Consider the following 18062-nt stretch of genomic DNA (forward strand, 5'->3'; position numbering starts at 1 on the left):
GGAAACTGAAAACTTCGCGAATGGTTTTGATCGCTCGAGGCTGATCCGGCGACAAGCCTGCGAGGAGGCGCTGTGAATACGTCCCTGTACGCTACCGATGCCATCCCTGGCATAGGACCTCCTCTTCGGCTTGCCCCCGGCGCCTCTCGCTATGGGAAGCCCCTTGGGGCAGCTATCAAATTCCGAGCGTTCAGGCCTTTTCGACCAGCATGCGGCCGGTCATTTCCATGTGCATGGCATGGCAGAACCAGGAGCAGTAGTACCAGTACACCCCGGGCTTGTCGGCGGTGAAGGTGACGCTGGCGGTCTGCTGGGGACCGATCTCCATGGAGGCGCCATGATTGACCATGACGAAGCCGTGGGTCAGGTCCTCGACCTGGTCGAGGTTGGTGACCACTACGGTTACTTCGTCGCCTTGCTTGACCTTGAACTCGGTCAGCCCGAACTGGGGCGCCACCGAGGTCATGTAGACGCGCACCTGGTTGCCGTCGCGGATGACCGTATTGTCGCTCTCCAGGGTCACCCCGTCCGCCTCGGCCATGGCCACGGTCTCGGCGAAGAACGGATCGTCACGCGTCCACACCCGGCTCGGGCTGAGCTGGTCGGCGCGCAGCAAGATACAGTCGTGGGGTTCGGCGAAGGTGGGGCCGTCGTGGACCAGTTTCATCTCCTCGCCGGAGATATCGATCAGCTGGTCGTTCTCCGGGTGCAGCGGGCCCACCGGCAGGAAGCGATCCTTGGAGAACTTGGAGAGTACCACCAGCCACTTGCCGTCGGCATCCCGCGACTCGGTGAGACTGGCATGGTTGTGTCCCGGCTGGTAGTGGACGTCAATCTTCTGGCGAATGTAGTTTACTTCCTCGCCGTTATAGGAGCGGATAGCGTCCTGGATGTTCCACTTGGCCACCTGGCTGTCGATGAACAGGGTGGTATAGGCGTTGCCGCGACCGTCATAGGTGGTGTGAAGTGGTCCCAGGCCAAGCTCAGGTTCGCCGACCACGGTGTCGCGCGGCTCGATGGCATCATCGAACAGCTCGGGGAGCTTGTCGATGGAGATGATGGTGCAGGTCGGCGAGAGCTTGCCGTTGGCGATGAAGTACTGACCGTCCGGCGAGGTGTTAATACCGTGGGGGTTCTTGGGCACCGGGATGTAACGGGTCAGTTTCGAGCCCTTGCGGCCGTCGAGCACCGGCACCTCGCTGTCGCCCAGGGTCTCGAATTGGCCGGCTTCCACGGCGGCCTCGATTGCCTCGACGTCGAACACTACCACCCAGTCGCGCTCGGCGCGCATGGTGTCAGCCAGTGTCATGCCCTTCTCGGAGTTGTAGCAGGTGGATGCCACGAAGCGGCCGGTATAGTCGGCATCGGTGTTATCCAGGTTGCCGTCGACGATCACCTGCCAGGCCACGTCCATGCTCTCGGCATCGATGGCGTTGAACATGGTGAAGTAGTTGTCCGGACTCTCCAGGTCGCGGCCGTCGTTGATCTGGGGAATCGGCAGCTCAGCATTGGCGAACACGTACTTGGTGTGCGGTACCTTCTGCAGACGCAGGCCGTGGATGGCCTGGACATTGGGAATGCTGGTGATCTTGTCCGTCTTCATGATGTCGAGACGGATGCGCGCCACCCGGGTATTGGCCTTGTCATTGATGAACAGGTACTTGCCGTCGTAATGGCCATCGGTCATGGAGATGTGCGGGTGGTGGCAGTCGCCGTTGAGGAAGCGTGCCGAGTCGCCCATGATCCGTTTCGACTCGTTGGTGATGCCCCAGCCGGTGGCGCTGTCGATGTTGAACACCGGGATGCGCATCAGCTCGCGCATGGAAGGGATGCCCAGCACCCGCACCTCGCCCTGGTGGCCGCCGCTCCAGAAGCCGTAGTACTCGTCGAGCTCACCCGGGGCGACCTCGATGCCGTTCTCGGCGGCCTGGGCCTCGCGGCTGCTCATCAGCGCCCCGGCGCCGAATCCGCTGGCCAGGCCGGCACCGGCGACGCCGGTCACCGCACTGTTGCGCAGGAAGTGGCGGCGGCCGAGGTTTTCGATCGCTTTCTTCTCGTCACTCGTTTGGTCACTCATGGATTACTCCTCCTGAAGAGTGGGGATTCGCTGCAGCTTCGTGTTTCCGGCAGAGCCGGGGTCGTGGGTCTCGACGCCTCGCGTGCCTGCGGAGAGTCGTGACGCCTTCTCGTAGCGCTTGCGCCTTTTGATCATCGGCGGACAGCGCTTGTCGTCGTAGTAATTGACCTGGCAGTCGAGACAGTAAACGCACTCGTTGGCATTGATGCGGCCATCCGGATGGATGGCGGTTATTTCGCATTCGTTGGCGCAGATCTGGCACGGGGTACCGCAGTCGCCGCGGTGCCGCTTGAGCCAGTCGAACAGACGCAGGCGGGCGGGGATCGCCAGGCCGGCGCCCAGTGGGCAGAGGTAGCGGCAGTAGAACTTGTGGTTGAAGGCCGAGATCGCCACCAGGCCCAGGGCATAGAGCAGGAAGCCCCATTCACGCTGGAAGCGCAGCGTGATGGCGGTCTTAAAGGGCTCGACTTCGGCGTAGCGTTCGGCGGTGCCCAGGGAATGTAAGGAGACGGCGAACAGTCCCAGCAGGATGATGTACTTGATGGCCCAGAGGCGCTCATGGAGCCCGAAGGGCGGCTCGTATTGCTTGACGCCGAGTTTACGGGCCGCCTTGTTGACCAGGTCCTGGAGAGCGCCGAAGGGGCACAGCCAGCCGCAGAACACCCCGCGCCCCCACAGCAGCAGGCTCACCGCCACGAACGACCAAAGGATGAACATCATCGGGTCGATCAGGAAGGAGCCCCAGCTGAAGCCGCTGATCAGCGAGTTGGTGAAGGTCAGGATGTTGACCACCGAGAGCTGGGCCAGGGAGTACCAGCCGATGAACACCAGGGTGTAGACCAGAAAACCCAGCCGTAGCGGGCGCAGGATTCTCGGATGGCGCGCCAGCACGTCCTGGAACAGCATGATGCCTGTCAATACCAGCAGGCCGGCCAGCAGCACGCCGATCTGGAAGGCCTTGTCGCGCCATACCTCGACCCAGATGGGTTCCTCTACCGGTGGCTCGGGGCGCTCGATATAGGCCTCGGGGACACTGTAGTCGGCGCTGAAGCGGGCGAATTCGGTATCCAGCGGCCCCGAGGCGCGGCGTACCAGCAGCTCCAGTTGCCAGGGTTGGCCGGGGTTGAAGGCGGCGTCGTCGCGCACGATGAAGATATCGCGTTCGTCGAAGGAGGGTGCGCCCTCGATGGCCAGGTTGCCGAGGCGGATATGGTCGCGGTCGTGAAAGCTGACGGTGGTGTTGCCCTGGGAGAGCTCGATGCGGTCGAAGATGCCGCCGCGCACATAGCCCGAGCCCTTGAAGGAGTAGTCGCCGCGGCCCATCACGGCGATGGCATGCTCCCCCGGGTCGAGCTCCTCCATCAGCTTCTCGTAAACGGTGTCGCCGAGCAGGTTGCGACCCGCGGTGGGAGGGTTCAGGTAGGTGTAGAAGATCTCGATGAAGGTGCTTTCGGGGTCCTCGGCTGGCCGCGCAGATAGTCCTCGGCGGGCGTTCCGGCGAAGGCCTTGTCCACTTCGCCGTGGCTCAGGTGCAGGCGGCGGATGGTGCCGTCTCCGCTGAGCGTTTCCCAGTCGGCGGGCTCGAAGACATCCTGGCGCACCGTCGCGGGCGGGCCGATTGAGGGATCCTCGATGATTCCCTGCTCGGCGGCGACCTGGCGGGCGGCGCGCATGATGGTATCGCTGACCACGATGACCGTGACGGTGGCACCCGAGATGGCGTCCAGGTTGTCGCCGACCTTCATGCGGTCGTTGACGTGGGCACCGACATGGTCGTCGGCGAAGCCCTCGAGCTTCGTCTCGGGGATACCCACCAGCATGATGGGCTCCTCGTGGCTCAAAATGTCGGCCTGGACAATCTTCCCATCCAGGTCGATACCCACCAGCAGGTTGACCGGCTTGCCCGAGTAAGCCGGGATGGGCGCGATATCGACACTCTCGAAGGCATAACCCAGCCGCTCGTCGCCGGCCATCACCGTGCTGACGGGCCACTGGGATTCGGTTGGCACCAGGCGGTCAGCGTTGGGAAAGCCCTCGCGGACCTGCTTCACTTCCAGGGCATGGAGCGCCGGGGCGATCAGCAGTAGACAAAGGGCGATCAGCGGGCCGAGCAATCGGACCGTGAGCAAGGCATGTATTGGCATCAAACGTCCCTGGGGCTTGGAACACTGGCGACTCGGCATCCCGACCGCCACCCATCAGGAGAGGCCGGCCCGAGGGCCGGCCGGAGATCAGGGCTGGAGGCTGGCGTAGTAGGCGGCGATGTCGGCGATGTCCTCGTCGCTCAGCGCCTTGGCCTGCGGCGTCATCATGGCGGACATGCCGCCGCCGCGCTGGCCTTCACGGTACGCCTTCAAGGCGCTCTCGAGGTAGGCGGCTTTCTGGCCGGCTAGGTTCGGATAGATCGGTGCGGTGCCTATGCCATCGGTGCCGTGGCAGGCTGCACAAGCGGCGACCTTGCTTTTGCCGGCTTCTGGGTCACCGGCGGCGTGGGCATCCATCGCCAGTAAGGCACTGCCCAGCAGAGCTGCAACTAAAATTGACTTCATAACAAACCTCCGAAATGCATCTTCAAGTCCTTGAAAAAGCCCGGTTCGGGCAACGGCCGCGCCGGGCGATTCAGGTCATGATGCCAGCCATCGCCCGGGTGGGGCTTGACGTGCGTCATGTCTAGCTTAGACCCGTGATCGAAAAAGGCAAAGAGGATGCTAATGCAGAGGTCGTGGGGGGAGGCTCAGGCTTTGGTCGGATCGTCGTCGAGTTGCAGCAGCTGTATCAGCTTGGGCTGCTGGGGACCGAGCAGGTCGGCCAGGGTGTATTGATCGAGCACGGCAAGAAAGGCGGCGAGCGCCTCGTTCAGGATCGGCCTGAGCCGGCAGGCGGGCGTGATAACGCACTCGTTATTGTCGCCGAAGCATTCCACGAGTTTCAGGTCACGCTCGGTGTCGCGGACCAGCTTGCCCAGCGAGATCGTCGCGGGGGCGCGCTTGAGCAGCAGGCCGCCGTTCTTGCCACGGATGGAGGTGATGTAGCCTTGATGGTTGAGGTCCTGCACCACCTTCATGAGGTGGTTGCGCGAGATATTGAAGCGCGCGGCGATTTCGCTGATGGTCGAGCGCTGCTCGTCCTTGGCGGCCAGGTACATCAGCACCCGCAGCGAATAGTCGGTGAATCGGGTCAGATGCATGGAAATCCCGGTGCGTCAGACGCCTAACGAAGTGAAATTAAATAACGAATTATTCTGACATCATGCCATTTATGCTTGGTTCACGACTGAGGCATTTGGCCGCATGGAGATCCTTGCCCCACGATTGGCATGACCTCTTCTAATATGTAATTTATATGCATGTTACGGATCTTTGCCAATGACCCAGGTCAAACCGATGGCATCCGCCGGTCCGGCCGGCGTTCCGCCGGGGTGTTATTCTTTCCACTCGCCGCCCTGCATGCGGCCCTGGGGGTGCCGCTCTCGTTGGCGGCGATGTCTGGCTGGCTGGCTTGGTTACCGGGATTGGCGACACCCTCGGCGCATGGCCGGGAGTTAGTGTTCGGCTTGGCCCTGGCGGTGATCGCGGGTTACCTGCTGGGACCGCTGTCGCCCCGCCGGCTGGCAATGCTGGCGGGGTTGTGGCTGGTCGGGCGTGCTGGTGCGCTGGCGGGCTATCCGGCTTGGCCCGCACTGTTGGCCGATGCAGCCTTCGCCCTGTTGTTAGCTTACTGGGTAGTACCGCGCTTCCTGGCGGCCAAGAAATGGCGCAACCGTCTTCTCTCACCGCTGTTGGGGCTGCTCTGTCTATTGGCTGTGGCCAGCCTGGTGGTGCGCCCGGTCTTCCCGGGACTACTCCCGTCCTTGCTGCATCAGGGAGTGCTCTGGTTGTTGCTGTTGATGGCCTTCATGGGCGGACGGGTGATTGCCCCGGCGGTGAACGGCCACTTGATGGCACGCGATCGGGCGACCGGGGCCGGTGTCCAGCCGCGGATCGAGGCGGTCCTGATCGTCCTGCTGGGCGCCGCCGGACTTCTGGCGATCTGGCCGATGCTCTGGCCGGCGGCCGGTGTAATGCTGGCGCTGGGCGGGGCGGTGATCCTGGTTCGGCTCTGGCGCTGGTCGCCCTGGGCGCTTCGCGATCGACCGGACCTGCTCGGCCTGCTGCTTGGCTATGCCTGGCTGGGCGTGGGAGCCCTGCTGATGGCGTGGGATCTCCTGGCGGGAGGCTCGCCGGCGGGACGGCTGCATGCGATCACCGTGGGGGCGTTCGGCACCCTGGCCAGCGGCATCATGCTGCGCCAGATGATTCTGAAGGCCAAGGGGCGCCCCGGGGAGGAACAGTGGCTGCCGTGCCTGGCAGTGCTGTTTACCCTGGCGGCAGGGCTGCGGCTGGCGCTGCCCCTGGCCGGCCCGCCGATGCTGTGGGGCGCCGCCGGGGCCTGGAGCCTGGCCTGGCTGCTGGTGGCATGGCGTCTGGTTCACTGGCAACGTCAGAGGGCAGCAATAGCAGCACGTGCCGCGTCGTCCCCTATCGCGACTTGATCTGGGTCAGCTACCCCTTGAAGGGTACCGACGCGCCCGGTCATGGCTGGCATAATTGGTCCGTCTGGCGGCGGCCTCGACCGTCGCCCTCCGGCTTCAGAGGCTCGATTCGATCATGCAAGACACCCTGCCGTTCATCCGCCCCCTGGTCGAGAAATACGACCGCCCCGGGCCGCGTTACACCTCCTATCCCACGGCACCGCAGTTTCAGGCGGCCTTCGCCGAGGACGACTATCGCGCCGCCGCCGAACGCAGCAATCGGGCCGCCACGCCCAAGCCGCTGTCGGCCTACGTGCATATCCCCTTCTGCGAGAGCCTCTGCTACTACTGCGCCTGCAACAAGATCATCACCCACAACCGTGAACGGGCCGCGGTCTATCTCGATTGGCTCAAGCGGGAGGTCGAGCTCCAGGGGGCGCTGTTCGATGACTCGCGGCGCATGACCCAGCTGCACCTGGGCGGTGGCACGCCCACCTATCTGAGCAACGACCAGCTCGGTGAGCTGATGGCGGCGCTGGACGGTGCCTTCCACTTCGCCGAGCCCGAAGCGCGGGAGTTCTCCCTGGAGGTGGACCCGCGCACCGTGACCCCCGAGCAGATCCACGAGCTTCATGCCCTGGGCTTCAACCGCCTGAGTTTCGGCGTGCAGGACTTCGACACACGAGTCCAGGAGGCGGTCAACCGCATCCAGAGCGAGGCCCAGGTGGTGGAGTTGGTGAGTGCGGCCCGTGACGCCGGCTTCCAGTCGGTGAGCGTCGACCTGATCTACGGCCTGCCGCTGCAGACCGTGGCGAGCTTCGACACCACCCTGGACAAGATCATCGCCCTTCGCCCCGACCGCATCGCCGCCTACAGCTATGCCCACCTGCCGGAGCTGTTCAAGGCCCAGCGCCTGATCCGGCCCGAGGACATGCCGCCGCCGGAGCGCAAGATCGAGCTGCTGGAGCTGACCATCCGCCGCCTCACCGAGGCCGGCTACGTCTATATCGGCATGGACCATTTCGCCCTGCCCGAGGACGAGCTCTCGCTGGCGAAGGAGAACGGCACCCTGCAGCGCAACTTCCAGGGTTATTCGACGCATGCTGACTGCGACTTGATCGGCCTGGGCAATACCGCTATCGGCAAGGTGGGCGACAGCTACAGCCAGAACGTCAAGGAAACGGCTCAGTACCAGGCGCGCCTCGAGGCAGATCGGCTGCCGGTGATGCGCGGTTACCGCCTGAATGCCGACGACCTGTTGCGTCGCGATGTGATAAACGCCCTGATGTGCCATGGTCGCATCGACTTCGCCGCGATCGAGGCGGCCCATGGAATCGACTTCCGCGAATACTTCGCCGATGCCCTCGACGAGCTCGAAGAGATGGCGGACGATGGCCTGCTGACGATTGGCGACGGCGAGATCGAGGTACTCCCCGCCGGGCGGCTGATGATGCGCAATGCCGCCATGGCCTTCGATGCCTACCTGAGCCACAGCGCGGGGCGCTACTCGCGCACCGTTTGAGCAAACCCCTGTCACAAGGGATAGTGATGCCTATCAGGAAGCGGCGCCCCGGTTTGCGACGGGGCGCCGCTTCTGCTTGTGGCCGCACCGCTCTGTGGCGCCGCGGCTGTCAAATGAAAAGGGGTCATGATGTTCTCACGTTTACACCAGATATGCCGCTTGCCTGCTAGGTTTAGTCTATATATGGTAGGTAGGCCGCAGATGGTCGTGGGCTGACTGGCGACATGATGCATGTCAGTGCAGCCCCGGGAGCACCGGCCTAGGATGAGCGGTTTGGCGGCCCAGCCGCGTCGACGTCATCAGGAGTAACGTCATGTCCCTGCCCCTACCGTCACTATCGCTTCCGCGCCCGCCCGTCCCGAGCCGTCTGATCCGCACCCTGGATCCCTGCGTGCCGCTGGCCGTCAAGCGTCGCCTGGTGGAACCGCTGCTCAACCGCACCTTCGCCGAGCCGCTGGAAGAGGGCGAGTTCGATGCCCTGGAGGGGCGACGAATCAGTCTGGCCATCGAGGATCTCGGCGTGATGCTGACACTGAGCCTCGAGGACCAAAGGCTGGTGCTCACCCGCGAGGCCGGCGAGGCCACCATCCGCGGCGGCTGGCGCGAGTTCCTATGCCTGGCCACGCGTCGCGAGGATCCCGACAGCCTGTTTTTCCAGCGTCGCCTGCTGATCGAGGGCGATACCGAACTGGGCCTGATGGTCAAGAACCTCCTCGACGGTCGCGAAGAGGGGCTGGCCCAGGGCCCCTTCGGTGAATTGCTTGTCCGCCTGGAGCGGCTGGCGAGACGCACGACCTGAGTTTTTTCGATAAACGCATTTTTTTCGGAGCCATCCGCATGAGCACTTCCACCAAGGCCGTGAAGTCATCCAGCGAGGTCCCCCTGCAGGGGCCGTCCCGCGATATCTGGGACTCCAAATACCGTCTCAAGGACCGTCATGGCAAGGCCGTGGATAATGACGTGGGTGCCACTTGGGAGCGGGTAGCCAGAGCACTCGCCGCGGTGGAAGGTGACAAGGCCGACGAGTGGCTGCCGAAGTTCCGCTGGGCGCTGGAGAACGGCGCCATCCCTGCCGGGCGCATCATGTCCAACGCCGGCGCCGAGGCCTACAAGCCGGCAGTGAGCCTGATCAACTGCACCGTCTCGCGCACCATCCGCGATTCCATGCACCACATCCTCGACTCGGTGGTGGATGCCGGCATGACCCTCAAGGCGGGCTGCGGCATCGGCTACGAGTTTTCCACCCTGCGCCACAAGGGCGCCTTCGTGTTCGGCGCTGGCGCCGGCACCAACGGCCCGCTGGCGTTCATGGATATCTACGACAAGATGTGCTTCACGGTGGCCTCGGCAGGCGGACGTCGCGGGGCCCAGATGGGCACCTTCGACGTCGGCCACCCTGACGTGCGTGAGTTCATCGAGGCCAAGCGCGAGGCGGGCCGCCTGCGCCAGTTCAACCTTAGCCTGCTGATCACCGACGAGTTCATGGAGGCGGTGAAGAACGACACCGATTGGCCACTGGCCTTTCCGCTCCATGAGGGCGAGAAGGATGATGTCGACCAGAGCGAGCTGATCTACCGCGACTGGCCCGTGGTGGAAAAGGGCTACACCGTCGACTCCGAGGGTCGCGTGGCCTGCCGTATCGTCGAGGTGATCAAGGCACGCGAGCTGTGGGACACCATCATGAGTTCCACCTACGACTTCGCCGAGCCGGGCTTCATCCTGATCGACCAGGTCAACCGCATGAACAACAACTGGTTCTGCGAGGAGATTCGCGCGACCAACCCGTGCGTGACCGCGGATACCTGGGTACAGACCATGGACGGACCGCGTCAGGTCGCGCAGCTTATCGGTTGCCCCTTTACCGCTGTGATCGATGGTGAGGCCCATCACAGCGGGCCGGAAGGTTTCTTTCCAACGGCAACAAAGCCGGTGATTCGTCTCCAGACGGCCGAAGGCTACAGTCTCAAGTTGACCCGTGATCACCGAGTGCGTCGCGTGTCAGCCTTTACTCGCTATCGTACAGAGACGGAGTGGTGTGCCGCAGGAGAGCTGCAGGCCGGCGACCGCGTGTTGCTCAATGACCATCGTGATGCACCCGAGTGGGGTGGCCAGCTCGATGAGTCTCAGGGGTATCTCCTGGGACTGTTGGTCGGCGATGGCACGCTCAAGAGCGACAAGGCGGTACTGTCCGTATGGTCGCAAGTGGCTGTGGCCAACGGTGACGATGGCGCGCTGAGCGAGGGAGTGCGTTCCGTTATGGCACGGGCAGAAGCGGCAGCTAGAACCCTGCCACATCGCGCCGACTTTGCCGGCTGGCAACAGGTAAGTGGTCGCGCGGAGTATCGTATGTCAACCGCAGCGCTCCGTGACCTGGCGCTGCAGCTGGGCATACGCCCCGGCGCCAAGACGATTACACCTGATCTGGAGCAGGCGTCATCGAGCGCCTACACGGGGTTTCTGCGCGGCTTCTTTGATGCCGATGGATCGGTCCAGGGCAGTCAGGAAAAGGGTGTCAGTGTTCGTCTGTCACAATCCGACCTTCCCCGCCTCGAGGCCGTGCAACGGATGCTGCACCGATTGGGTATCGTCTCCACGATCTACTTTGATCGGCGCCAGGCATCGCATCGCCAACTGCCCGATGGGCATGGGGGACATCGGGAATATGCCACCTTGCCTCAGCATGAGTTGGTCATCGGTGGCGAAAACCTCGCACGCTTTGCCGAGTGCATCGGGTTCGGGGATCGAGATAAACAGGCCCGCCTTGATACCTCGCTGAACGGCTATCGCCGTGAACTCAATCGAGAGCGTTTTGTGGCGCGTGTCGTGGGTCAGGAAGATGTGGGTATCGAAGAGGTCTATGACGTCCAGGTGCCGGGCATCAATTCTTTTGATGCTAATGGTTTTCATGCTCATAATTGCGGAGAGCAACCGCTTCCGCCGGAGGGCGCCTGCCTGCTTGGCTCGGTCAACCTGACCCGCTTCGTCATCGAGCCTTTCAGCAAGCAGCCGCGCTTCGACTGGGAGCGCTATCGCCAGGTGGTGGCGATCTTCACCCGCATGCTCGACAACGTGGTGGAGATCAGCGGTCTGCCGCTGGAGGGTCAGCGCAAGGAGATCGAGGCCAAGCGCCGCCACGGCATGGGTTTCCTGGGCCTGGGCTCGACCCTGACCATGCTCAAGATTCCCTACGGCTCGCCGGAGTCACTGGCCTTCACCGAGGAAGTGAGCCGCAACCTGGCGCTGGAGGGCTGGAAGCAGGCGCTCGAGCTCTCCCGCGAGAAGGGCGTGGCCCCGGCACTGGCCGAGGACTACGAGATCACCCCGCGGATGATGCGCGAACGCCCCGAGCTCAAGCAGGACGGCTACGAGGTGGGCGACAAGGTGCCCGGCCGTATCCTGCATGCTCGCTACAGTCGCTACATGCAGAAGGTTGCCGAGGTAGAACCGGAGTTGGTCTCCCAGCTCGCCGAGCACGGCGCGCGCTTCACCCACCACAGCTCCATCGCGCCCACCGGGACCATCTCGCTGTCGCTGGGCAACAATGCCTCTAACGGCATCGAGCCCTCCTTCTCGCATCGCTACTTCCGCAACGTCATCCAGTCGGGCAAGAAGACCAAGGAGCAGGTCGAAGTGGTCTCCTTCGAGCTGGCCGCCTATCGTCACTTCATCGCTGCCGACGCAGTGGAGAGTGACCTGCCCGACTACTTCATCACCGCCGACGCGGTGAGTCCGAAGCAGCACGTGGCGGTGCAGGCGGCGGCCCAGGTTTGGGTCGACTCGGCCATTTCCAAGACGGTGAACGTACCCACCGAGTTCGCCTTCGATGAGTTCAAGGATCTCTACCTCGACGCCTACACCAGCAAGCTCAAGGGCTGCACCACCTTCCGCTTCAATCCGGAAGCCTTCCAGGGCGTGCTGGTGCGCGAGGACGACCTCAAGAACACTACCTATGTCTTCGAGCTGGAGAATGGCGAGACCGTGGAGCTGGCTGGCGACGAGAAGGTCATCTACGACGGCGAGGAGCACAACGCGGCGAACCTCTATGACGCGCTGAAGGAAGGCACCTATGGCAAGTGGTAATAACGGCCCATGCCGGTTCAGTCCCGAGCGATGTAAGCCCAGCGTCAATCACCCACTTTCCGGAGGAGCCTCCTGATGGCCGTCGAGATCAATTCCAAGATCGTTTCCTACAGCGTCAAGAAGGCAGTGGAAGAGCCACCGCTGGCCGACGAGAACCCGCTCACGGTGCGTATCCCTTCTCGCCCTGAGGGTACCCTGGAGGCCGTGTCGGAGAAGATCTCCTACGTCGGCGCCGAGGGCCGCAAGAAGGTCTATCTGCTGGTGTCGTTCATGCCCGTGGAGGGCGTGCTCAATGGCAAGCGGGTGGTGATCGAGCGTCCCGTGGAGTTCTTCTTTCCCTCTGGCCAGCTATCCAGCGAGCACCAGTGGATCACCGCCACCATGCGCAGCCTGTCGCTGGCCGCCCGGGGCGGCTACGTCACCCAGGCGGTGGCCGACCTGCGCAAGGTGGCCTGGGACAAGGGCCTGGTGCGCTGCGGCATGAACCGTTGGGGCAAGCCGATGTTCCACGACTCCGAAGTCGCGGCCATCGCCTGGTCGATCCAGCAGATCCTCTTTCGCCGCGGCTTCCTCGACCAGGACGGCAATCAGGTGCCGGTGGAGGAGCTGGTCAGTCGCTATGCCCAGCGCCTGGCCAGTGGCCATCCCTGGCAGCCGCCCACCAACGAGGAGATCGAGCAGGCCGAGCGCAAGGCGCAGCATGCCGATCATGCCAAGGGGGACGGCCCCACCGTGGTCGGTCACTGCCCCGAGTGCAACGGCGAGCTGATCATGATGGACGGCTGCCCCACCTGCTATTCAGGCTGCGGCTGGTCGAAGTGCGGGTAAAACAGTGTGGCTGAGAAAGGTGTGGTAAGAGTGGTTCAGTCAAGCGCTGGACGCTGAATATCAGTCGCATTAAGCACGCCGCCTTGGGTTACGAAAGTGGCTCGGGGCGGTGGCGTTTGAAGCTACCTATTCTTCTTGTTCAAGCGCTGCCGGCGACAATCGTTCCTCGATCCGCTTCAGTATGGCCATGATGTCGTCTACCGATTGAATCGCCAGGTTGAGCAGTGCAGCGTTCTTGTCGGGATCATCCGGGTAGTCATGGGAAAAGCCGTTACGTATCGCCCGGAGCTGTTGCCACTGTTCACTACTTTCGAGAAACCCCAGCTTCTCCAGCCGGTTCAGCTTGTCGATCATCGGCCTATCTTCGTAGGGCTCTTGAAGGACGGCCAGAATGGCCGGCAGTAGTCGAGAACCGATGCTGTCTTGCAGCCTGCCGAAGCGCAGCACGAACTGATCGAGATCCTGAATGGCTTCATCATCCAGAGAGCCGAGCTGCTGTCCCGTCAGTGGGAGCTTTCCTTCCATGGATGCCAAGGCGTGTTTCATGTGGTGGACGTGCCGTTGGCACTGTCGCCAGGCATCTGCCAGACGGTGCTGCTCCGCGCCGTTCATAGACTGACTCCCGTACGTTCAGCGATCTTGAAGATGGTCGGGTGCTGGCCACGCCCGGGATAGTCGATCAGCAGATCGATCTTCTGCTCGCCGATGGCCCGCTGGACCTTCAATTGGAAGTCGATCTCGGCGCGAATGATCTCCTCGATATTCGTGATATCGGTCGATATCAGCAGATCGATATCGCCGCCCCTTGAGCTGTCGTCGACGCGTGACCCGAACAGAGTCACTTGCGCACCTGGGCCAAAGCAGTCGAGGGCGGCCTGGCGGATGACTCGCTGCTGGTTGGGGGTGAGGCGCATCGCGTCCTCCTGATTCAATATTCAATAACAGGAGCTTAGCACAGCATTGAGTGGAGTCAGCCGCGCAGCTCGAGCCGCGCGAAGTGGGGCGTCAGCCGGCGAACCAATGCCTCCAGTGCCTCCCGAGGCGGGGCGCCGGACACCGGAAGGCAGTACTCGGGGTCGCGGCAGCGCTCCACGCGGGCTACCTGCAGGGCATAGCGGCGCACGCCGCAGTCGGCCAAGGTCATGGCAAGGCGCTCGAGGTCCTCAAGGGCGAAGTCCTTCCAGTGCACCGTGGTGCGGCACTCGAAGGGGGTGTCGCCCTCAAGTAGCAGAGAGAGGCTTCGGGCATGCTGCTGCCAGATGCCGCGGCCACCGCAGATCCGGTCGAAGTCCCGCCCACGCCCCTTGACGTCCAGTGCCACCCAGTCGAGCCACGGCAACAGGTGCTCCAGTCGCTCGGGATAGGGACCGGCGGTGTGCAGGCCCACGGCGAGTCCCATCCGGCGTGCCTGCTCGAGGGCGTACGGTAGGTCGGTATGCAGGGTGGGCTCTCCACCGCTGAAGACCACGGCATCAAGCCCACCGCGTCGGGCCTCCAAAAAATCGCGCATCGCCTCCCACTCGCCGGGTTCGCCGCGGCGAGCGGTTGTCATCTGGCTTACCTCGCAGTAGCCGCACTGCAGGGGGCAGCCCTGGAGATGGATCACGGCGGCGCGGCGTCCGGGGAAATCATCCGTACTCAACGCGGTCAGGCTTGCCACCGGTAGACGGATGTCGGACGCCTTAACCGGGTGCGGTAACGGTCCGATCATGGCGCCGTCACTCCGCGGGTATTGTCCATGCCGGGTCGGCCGTGCCAGTAGCCGTCACAGACCTCGGCGTCCACCAGACGAAGCGGGTCGGGGGCGGGAAGCGCACCGCGCCGGGCCGCATCGAAGGCGCTGACCACCTCGGCCATGCCCTCGGGGCGCGGGCTCAGGCGTGCCACGCCCACGCCCATCTCGGCCATGTCGGTTAGCTCATGGCGCAGGTCCTGGCAGGCGCCGGAGAGCGTCTGGATGCCGTTGAGGGTGAATACCTGGTCCGCCTCCTGGGTACGCAGGGCGAGGCCCTCCGGGTGCTTCTGGCAGACGAACTGGCAGCGATCCTTGGGCTTCTGGTAGCGCCGCGCGGTGAAGCAGCGCGACGACCAGGCCAGCGGCAGGTGACCGTAGGCGAACACCTCGCAAGGGGCGTCGAGCCCCTGCTCGCGGCAGTCGGCCAGCAGCCTCGCCAGGTCGTCCCGGGACATCTCCACTGGCGCCTCCCAACGCTGCATACCGATGCGGGAGAGCACTGCCAGCGTCGCGGGGTTGTAGAGATTGAGTGCGGCACCGGCCACGAAGGGCTGCCCTGCCGCCGATAGGCGCTGAAGGGCGCTCTGGTCGTTGGCTTCGACAAGGAATTCACCGTTGTCGCAGAGCTTGCGCAGGTCGCGCAGGTCGGCCTCCGACTCGATCAGGGTCTGGCTGGCCAGCACAACCTGCTTACCGCTCTGGGCCAGTTCGCGGCCTAGCCCTAGCCAGTCGTCGAGCTTCATGTCGCGGCGCCGCGAGCATACCGACTCGCCGAGATGGATGATGTCCACCGGCCAGTCGGCGGCCTCGCGATAGAAATCGGCGTAGCGTTCGCGGGTCCAGTAGAAGAGCACCGGGCCAAGGGACAGCTGGAGCCTGGGGGTGGCAGACATGGGCTCGCTCCTATTTCCAGCGGCGCTCGTAGGCGCCCAGTGTGGTGGTGCTGCCTTCCGAGACCTCGCCGAGGCCGGCCATCCAGGCGGGCTCGACGTTGAAGTGGCCGGGGGCGCGCTCAAGGCGGTCCAGGGCCTGGCGCCAGATACCGGCGACCTTCGATACGTAGGCCGGGCTGCGCTGGCGGCCCTCGATCTTCACTGCACTGATGCCCAGTTCCTGAAGCTCCGGGAGCAGCTCCAGGGTGTTGAGGCTGGTGGGCTCCTCGATAGCGTGGTAGGTCTCGCCGCCAACCTCGAAGCGCCCCTTGCATAGGGTGGGGTAGCCGGCGTTCTCACCCGCGGTGTAGCGGTCTATCAGCACGCCGTTGAGCCGAGATTCCAGGCCCGCCGGGGTATCTTCCCAGCGCACATGGGCCGCCGGCGAGCAGACGCCGCGGGTGTTGGGGGACTCGCCGGTGAGATATGAAGACAGGTAACAGCGCCCCTCCGCCATGATGCACAGGCTGCCGAAGGCGAAGACTTCCAACTCCACCGGGCTCTGCTTCGCCAGGTCGCGCACCTGGGTGATAGAGAGCACGCGGGGCAGCACGGCCCGCTTGATGCCGAACTGCTCGTGGTAGAAACGCAGCGCCTCATGGCTGGTGGCCGAGCCCTGCACCGAGAGGTGGCGGGGAAGGGAAGGGTGGCGGCGTGCGGCGTAATCAAGCAGCCCCATGTCGGCCATGATCAGGGCGTCGACGCCGAGAGCGGCGGCCTGGTCCACGGCACGGGTCCACATCGTCCAGCCGTCCGGCTGCGGGTAGGTATTGATAGCGCAGAAGACCCGCTTGCCGCGGGCGTGGGCATAATCGATGCCTTCCCGAGCCCGCTTGTCGGTGAAGTTGAGACCGGCGAACTGGCGGGCGTTGGTGGTGTTCTGAAAGCCGAAATAGACGGCATCGGCGCCCTCGTCCACGGCACGCTTCAGGGCGGGCAGGTTGCCGGCGGGGCAGACGAGTTCCATGGCGAGACTCCTCTCGATGAAAACCCGACCATGCTAGTCGACTACCCTTGCTCGGCTTTTGACTGGCGTCATGGTGAAGGAGAATTCGTCCTGGATACCTGTGGCATGACGCAGATCATGTCTAACCCAAAACCAGGGCTCAGGTTGAGGCCTGGCGTGCGCAGCTGACCTAGCATTGGGTCAGACATATCTACCAGACGGTGAGAGTCGTGGACGTTGAACGCCTCTTCGATGAGAGCTACGTGCGGGTGCTGAGCCAGGAGGTCGAGGGGCAGGCATTCTTTGAGGCCTTCTATGAGCGCTTTATTGCGACTTCTCCGGAGGTGGCGGAGAAGTTTCGCCAGACCGATATGGCGCGCCAGCGCGCCATGCTCAAGAAGGGCTTCTATCACCTGCTGGCGTTCTACGCCTCGAGCCACGCCGATTACTACCTGGATCAGGTGGCGATCAGCCATAGTCGCGCCCACCTCGATATACGTCCCGGGCTCTATGATCTGTGGCTCGAGGCCCTGATCGACACGGTTCGCGACTTCGATGAGCAGTTCGATGATGACGTTGAGCTGGCCTGGAGGCTGGTGATGACGCCGGGCATCGTCTATATGCGCTTCCACTATGATCGTTGCGATGGGACCAAGCCACCGCTCACCGCCTGATACGGTGAGCGCGGTCGGTGGAAAAGATGCCGTGTGTTGTGAGCGCCGTGGTCATCTCGTTGGCATGCTGCAGATGTCGTTGAGAGTCGATGCCAGAGGCAGGTTAACCCTCAGAGCTATCGTTCGGCATCTCAGGTGCCAGTCCCCACTCTGCAGGAACATCCGAGCTTTCCAGCCCCTCGAAGCGATCGGTCACGTAAGTGCTGTGACAGGCCACACAGGATTGGGTCATGCGACCGAAGAGCTCCACCTGTTGGGGGGTGTCTTGCGTACGGCCAGCCTCGGCCAGTGACGCCGAGAGCTCATGAAAGTAGGCATCCATTTGCAGGAATTCCGGTGGCACGGCGGCCTTAAGATCCTGACGATCCTGATCGGTCAGGGACTGTTCCAGGATGAAGCTGTCGTGAATCGACTGCCCCTTTTCTGCCACCACTGCGTGTCGTCCCTGCAAAATGGCGCTATAGACCTCCTGCATTGCCAGCTCGATCTGAATCATTTCCTTCTTCAGCAAGCCTTGCAGCTTGGGCGTCAACTCGGGCCTGACGGGCTCTGCGGCCAGGCTGGTAGCGCTGACGCAAAGTGCTACCAGCGTGCTAAGGACAATTGCGGCGCGTCTGCCATGACGGCAACGAGGGGGCACTGAACAGACCGAGATAGTGGATAACATGGCGGGTCTCCTCGATGGGCTCGCGTTGCGTGTTTGATGCTGGAAAGCCTAGTTGCCATCCAGTGGTGCCGCGTTGATACAGGTCAGTCCG

17 protein-coding genes are annotated in these 18062 nt (G+C 63.5%); 6 read left to right on the forward strand and 11 right to left on the reverse strand.

The window, feature by feature from the left end; all coding sequences use genetic code 11:
- Nucleotides 1–190: 190 nt before the first annotated feature.
- The 5 genes from nosZ to U5L98_RS02940 form a co-directional block, all read right to left on the reverse strand.
- Nucleotides 191–2077, reverse strand: a complete 1887-nt coding sequence (gene nosZ / locus U5L98_RS02920; RefSeq protein WP_322556846.1) for a TAT-dependent nitrous-oxide reductase — start codon at nt 2075–2077, stop codon at nt 191–193.
- 3 nt (nt 2078–2080) lie between these two features.
- Complete coding sequence (locus U5L98_RS02925) at nt 2081–3439, reverse strand: 4Fe-4S binding protein (protein ID WP_322556847.1); 1359 nt, start codon at nt 3437–3439, stop codon at nt 2081–2083.
- Between the two features lie 53 nt (nt 3440–3492).
- A complete protein-coding gene (locus tag U5L98_RS02930) occupies nt 3493–4221 on the reverse strand; it encodes an FMN-binding protein (protein WP_322556848.1) in 729 nt (242 codons plus the stop codon).
- A gap of 87 nt (nt 4222–4308) precedes the next feature.
- Nucleotides 4309–4626: a cytochrome c gene (locus tag U5L98_RS02935; protein ID WP_322556849.1), complete on the reverse strand. Its 318-nt coding sequence runs from the start codon at nt 4624–4626 to the stop codon at nt 4309–4311.
- Nucleotides 4627–4811: 185 nt separating this feature from the next.
- Nucleotides 4812–5264, reverse strand: coding sequence for an Rrf2 family transcriptional regulator (locus U5L98_RS02940; RefSeq protein WP_322556850.1), 453 nt, complete (start codon nt 5262–5264; stop codon nt 4812–4814).
- A gap of 231 nt (nt 5265–5495) precedes the next feature.
- Here U5L98_RS02940 and U5L98_RS02945 point away from each other — a divergent pair, with 231 nt between their 5' ends.
- The 5 genes from U5L98_RS02945 to U5L98_RS02965 all read left to right on the forward strand — a co-directional run bounded on the left by U5L98_RS02945 (nt 5496) and on the right by U5L98_RS02965 (nt 13017).
- Complete coding sequence (locus U5L98_RS02945) at nt 5496–6608, forward strand: NnrS family protein (RefSeq protein WP_322556851.1); 1113 nt, start codon at nt 5496–5498, stop codon at nt 6606–6608.
- Nucleotides 6609–6723: 115 nt separating this feature from the next.
- Nucleotides 6724–8109 carry an oxygen-independent coproporphyrinogen III oxidase gene (gene hemN, locus U5L98_RS02950; RefSeq protein WP_322556852.1) on the forward strand — a complete coding sequence of 462 codons (1386 nt, stop codon included), beginning with the start codon at nt 6724–6726 and terminating at the stop codon, nt 8107–8109.
- A 313-nt stretch (nt 8110–8422) separates the two neighbouring features.
- Nucleotides 8423–8908, forward strand: a complete 486-nt coding sequence (gene ubiT / locus U5L98_RS02955; RefSeq protein ID WP_322556853.1) for a ubiquinone anaerobic biosynthesis accessory factor UbiT — start codon at nt 8423–8425, stop codon at nt 8906–8908.
- 38 nt (nt 8909–8946) lie between these two features.
- Nucleotides 8947–12189: an LAGLIDADG family homing endonuclease gene (locus U5L98_RS02960; RefSeq protein ID WP_322556854.1), complete on the forward strand. Its 3243-nt coding sequence runs from the start codon at nt 8947–8949 to the stop codon at nt 12187–12189.
- Nucleotides 12190–12264: 75 nt separating this feature from the next.
- Nucleotides 12265–13017, forward strand: a complete 753-nt coding sequence (locus U5L98_RS02965; RefSeq protein WP_322556855.1) for a ribonucleoside-diphosphate reductase — start codon at nt 12265–12267, stop codon at nt 13015–13017.
- Nucleotides 13018–13143: 126 nt separating this feature from the next.
- On the opposite strand, the gene U5L98_RS02970 is transcribed toward U5L98_RS02965, so the two are convergent.
- Genes U5L98_RS02970 through ubiU form a run of 5 tightly spaced genes read right to left on the reverse strand, consistent with a single transcriptional unit; the run spans nt 13144 to nt 16651 of the window.
- A complete protein-coding gene (locus U5L98_RS02970; RefSeq protein ID WP_322556856.1) occupies nt 13144–13629 on the reverse strand; it encodes a hypothetical protein in 486 nt (161 codons plus the stop codon).
- The gene (locus tag U5L98_RS02975) at nt 13626–13931 is read right to left on the reverse strand and encodes a nucleotidyltransferase domain-containing protein (RefSeq protein WP_322556857.1); all 306 of its coding nucleotides are present in this window, start codon (nt 13929–13931) and stop codon (nt 13626–13628) included. The genes U5L98_RS02970 and U5L98_RS02975 overlap by 4 nt, the downstream gene beginning before the upstream one ends.
- A 56-nt stretch (nt 13932–13987) precedes the next feature.
- Nucleotides 13988–14728, reverse strand: a complete 741-nt coding sequence (locus U5L98_RS02980; protein WP_322556858.1) for an anaerobic ribonucleoside-triphosphate reductase activating protein — start codon at nt 14726–14728, stop codon at nt 13988–13990.
- The gene (locus tag U5L98_RS02985; protein ID WP_322556859.1) at nt 14725–15645 is read right to left on the reverse strand and encodes a U32 family peptidase; all 921 of its coding nucleotides are present in this window, start codon (nt 15643–15645) and stop codon (nt 14725–14727) included. Before U5L98_RS02985 ends, U5L98_RS02980 begins: the two co-directional genes overlap by 4 nt.
- Before the next feature lie 10 nt (nt 15646–15655).
- Nucleotides 15656–16651 (reverse strand): ubiquinone anaerobic biosynthesis protein UbiU, encoded by a 996-nt coding sequence (gene ubiU, locus U5L98_RS02990; RefSeq protein ID WP_322556860.1) that lies wholly within the window; start codon nt 16649–16651, stop codon nt 15656–15658.
- Nucleotides 16652–16860: 209 nt separating this feature from the next.
- Between ubiU and U5L98_RS02995 the strand changes: the two genes are divergently transcribed.
- Entirely contained in the window at nt 16861–17304 is a 444-nt protein-coding gene (locus U5L98_RS02995; RefSeq protein ID WP_322556861.1) for a globin, read from the forward strand.
- 103 nt (nt 17305–17407) lie between these two features.
- Here U5L98_RS02995 and U5L98_RS03000 read toward each other — a convergent pair whose 3' ends face one another.
- Entirely contained in the window at nt 17408–17971 is a 564-nt protein-coding gene (locus tag U5L98_RS03000; protein ID WP_322556862.1) for a hypothetical protein, read from the reverse strand.
- Nucleotides 17972–18062: the final 91 nt, after the last annotated feature.

Origin of the sequence: Halomonas sp., from assembly GCF_034520545.1 — a bacterium.
Lineage (GTDB): Bacteria > Pseudomonadota > Gammaproteobacteria > Pseudomonadales > Halomonadaceae > Halomonas.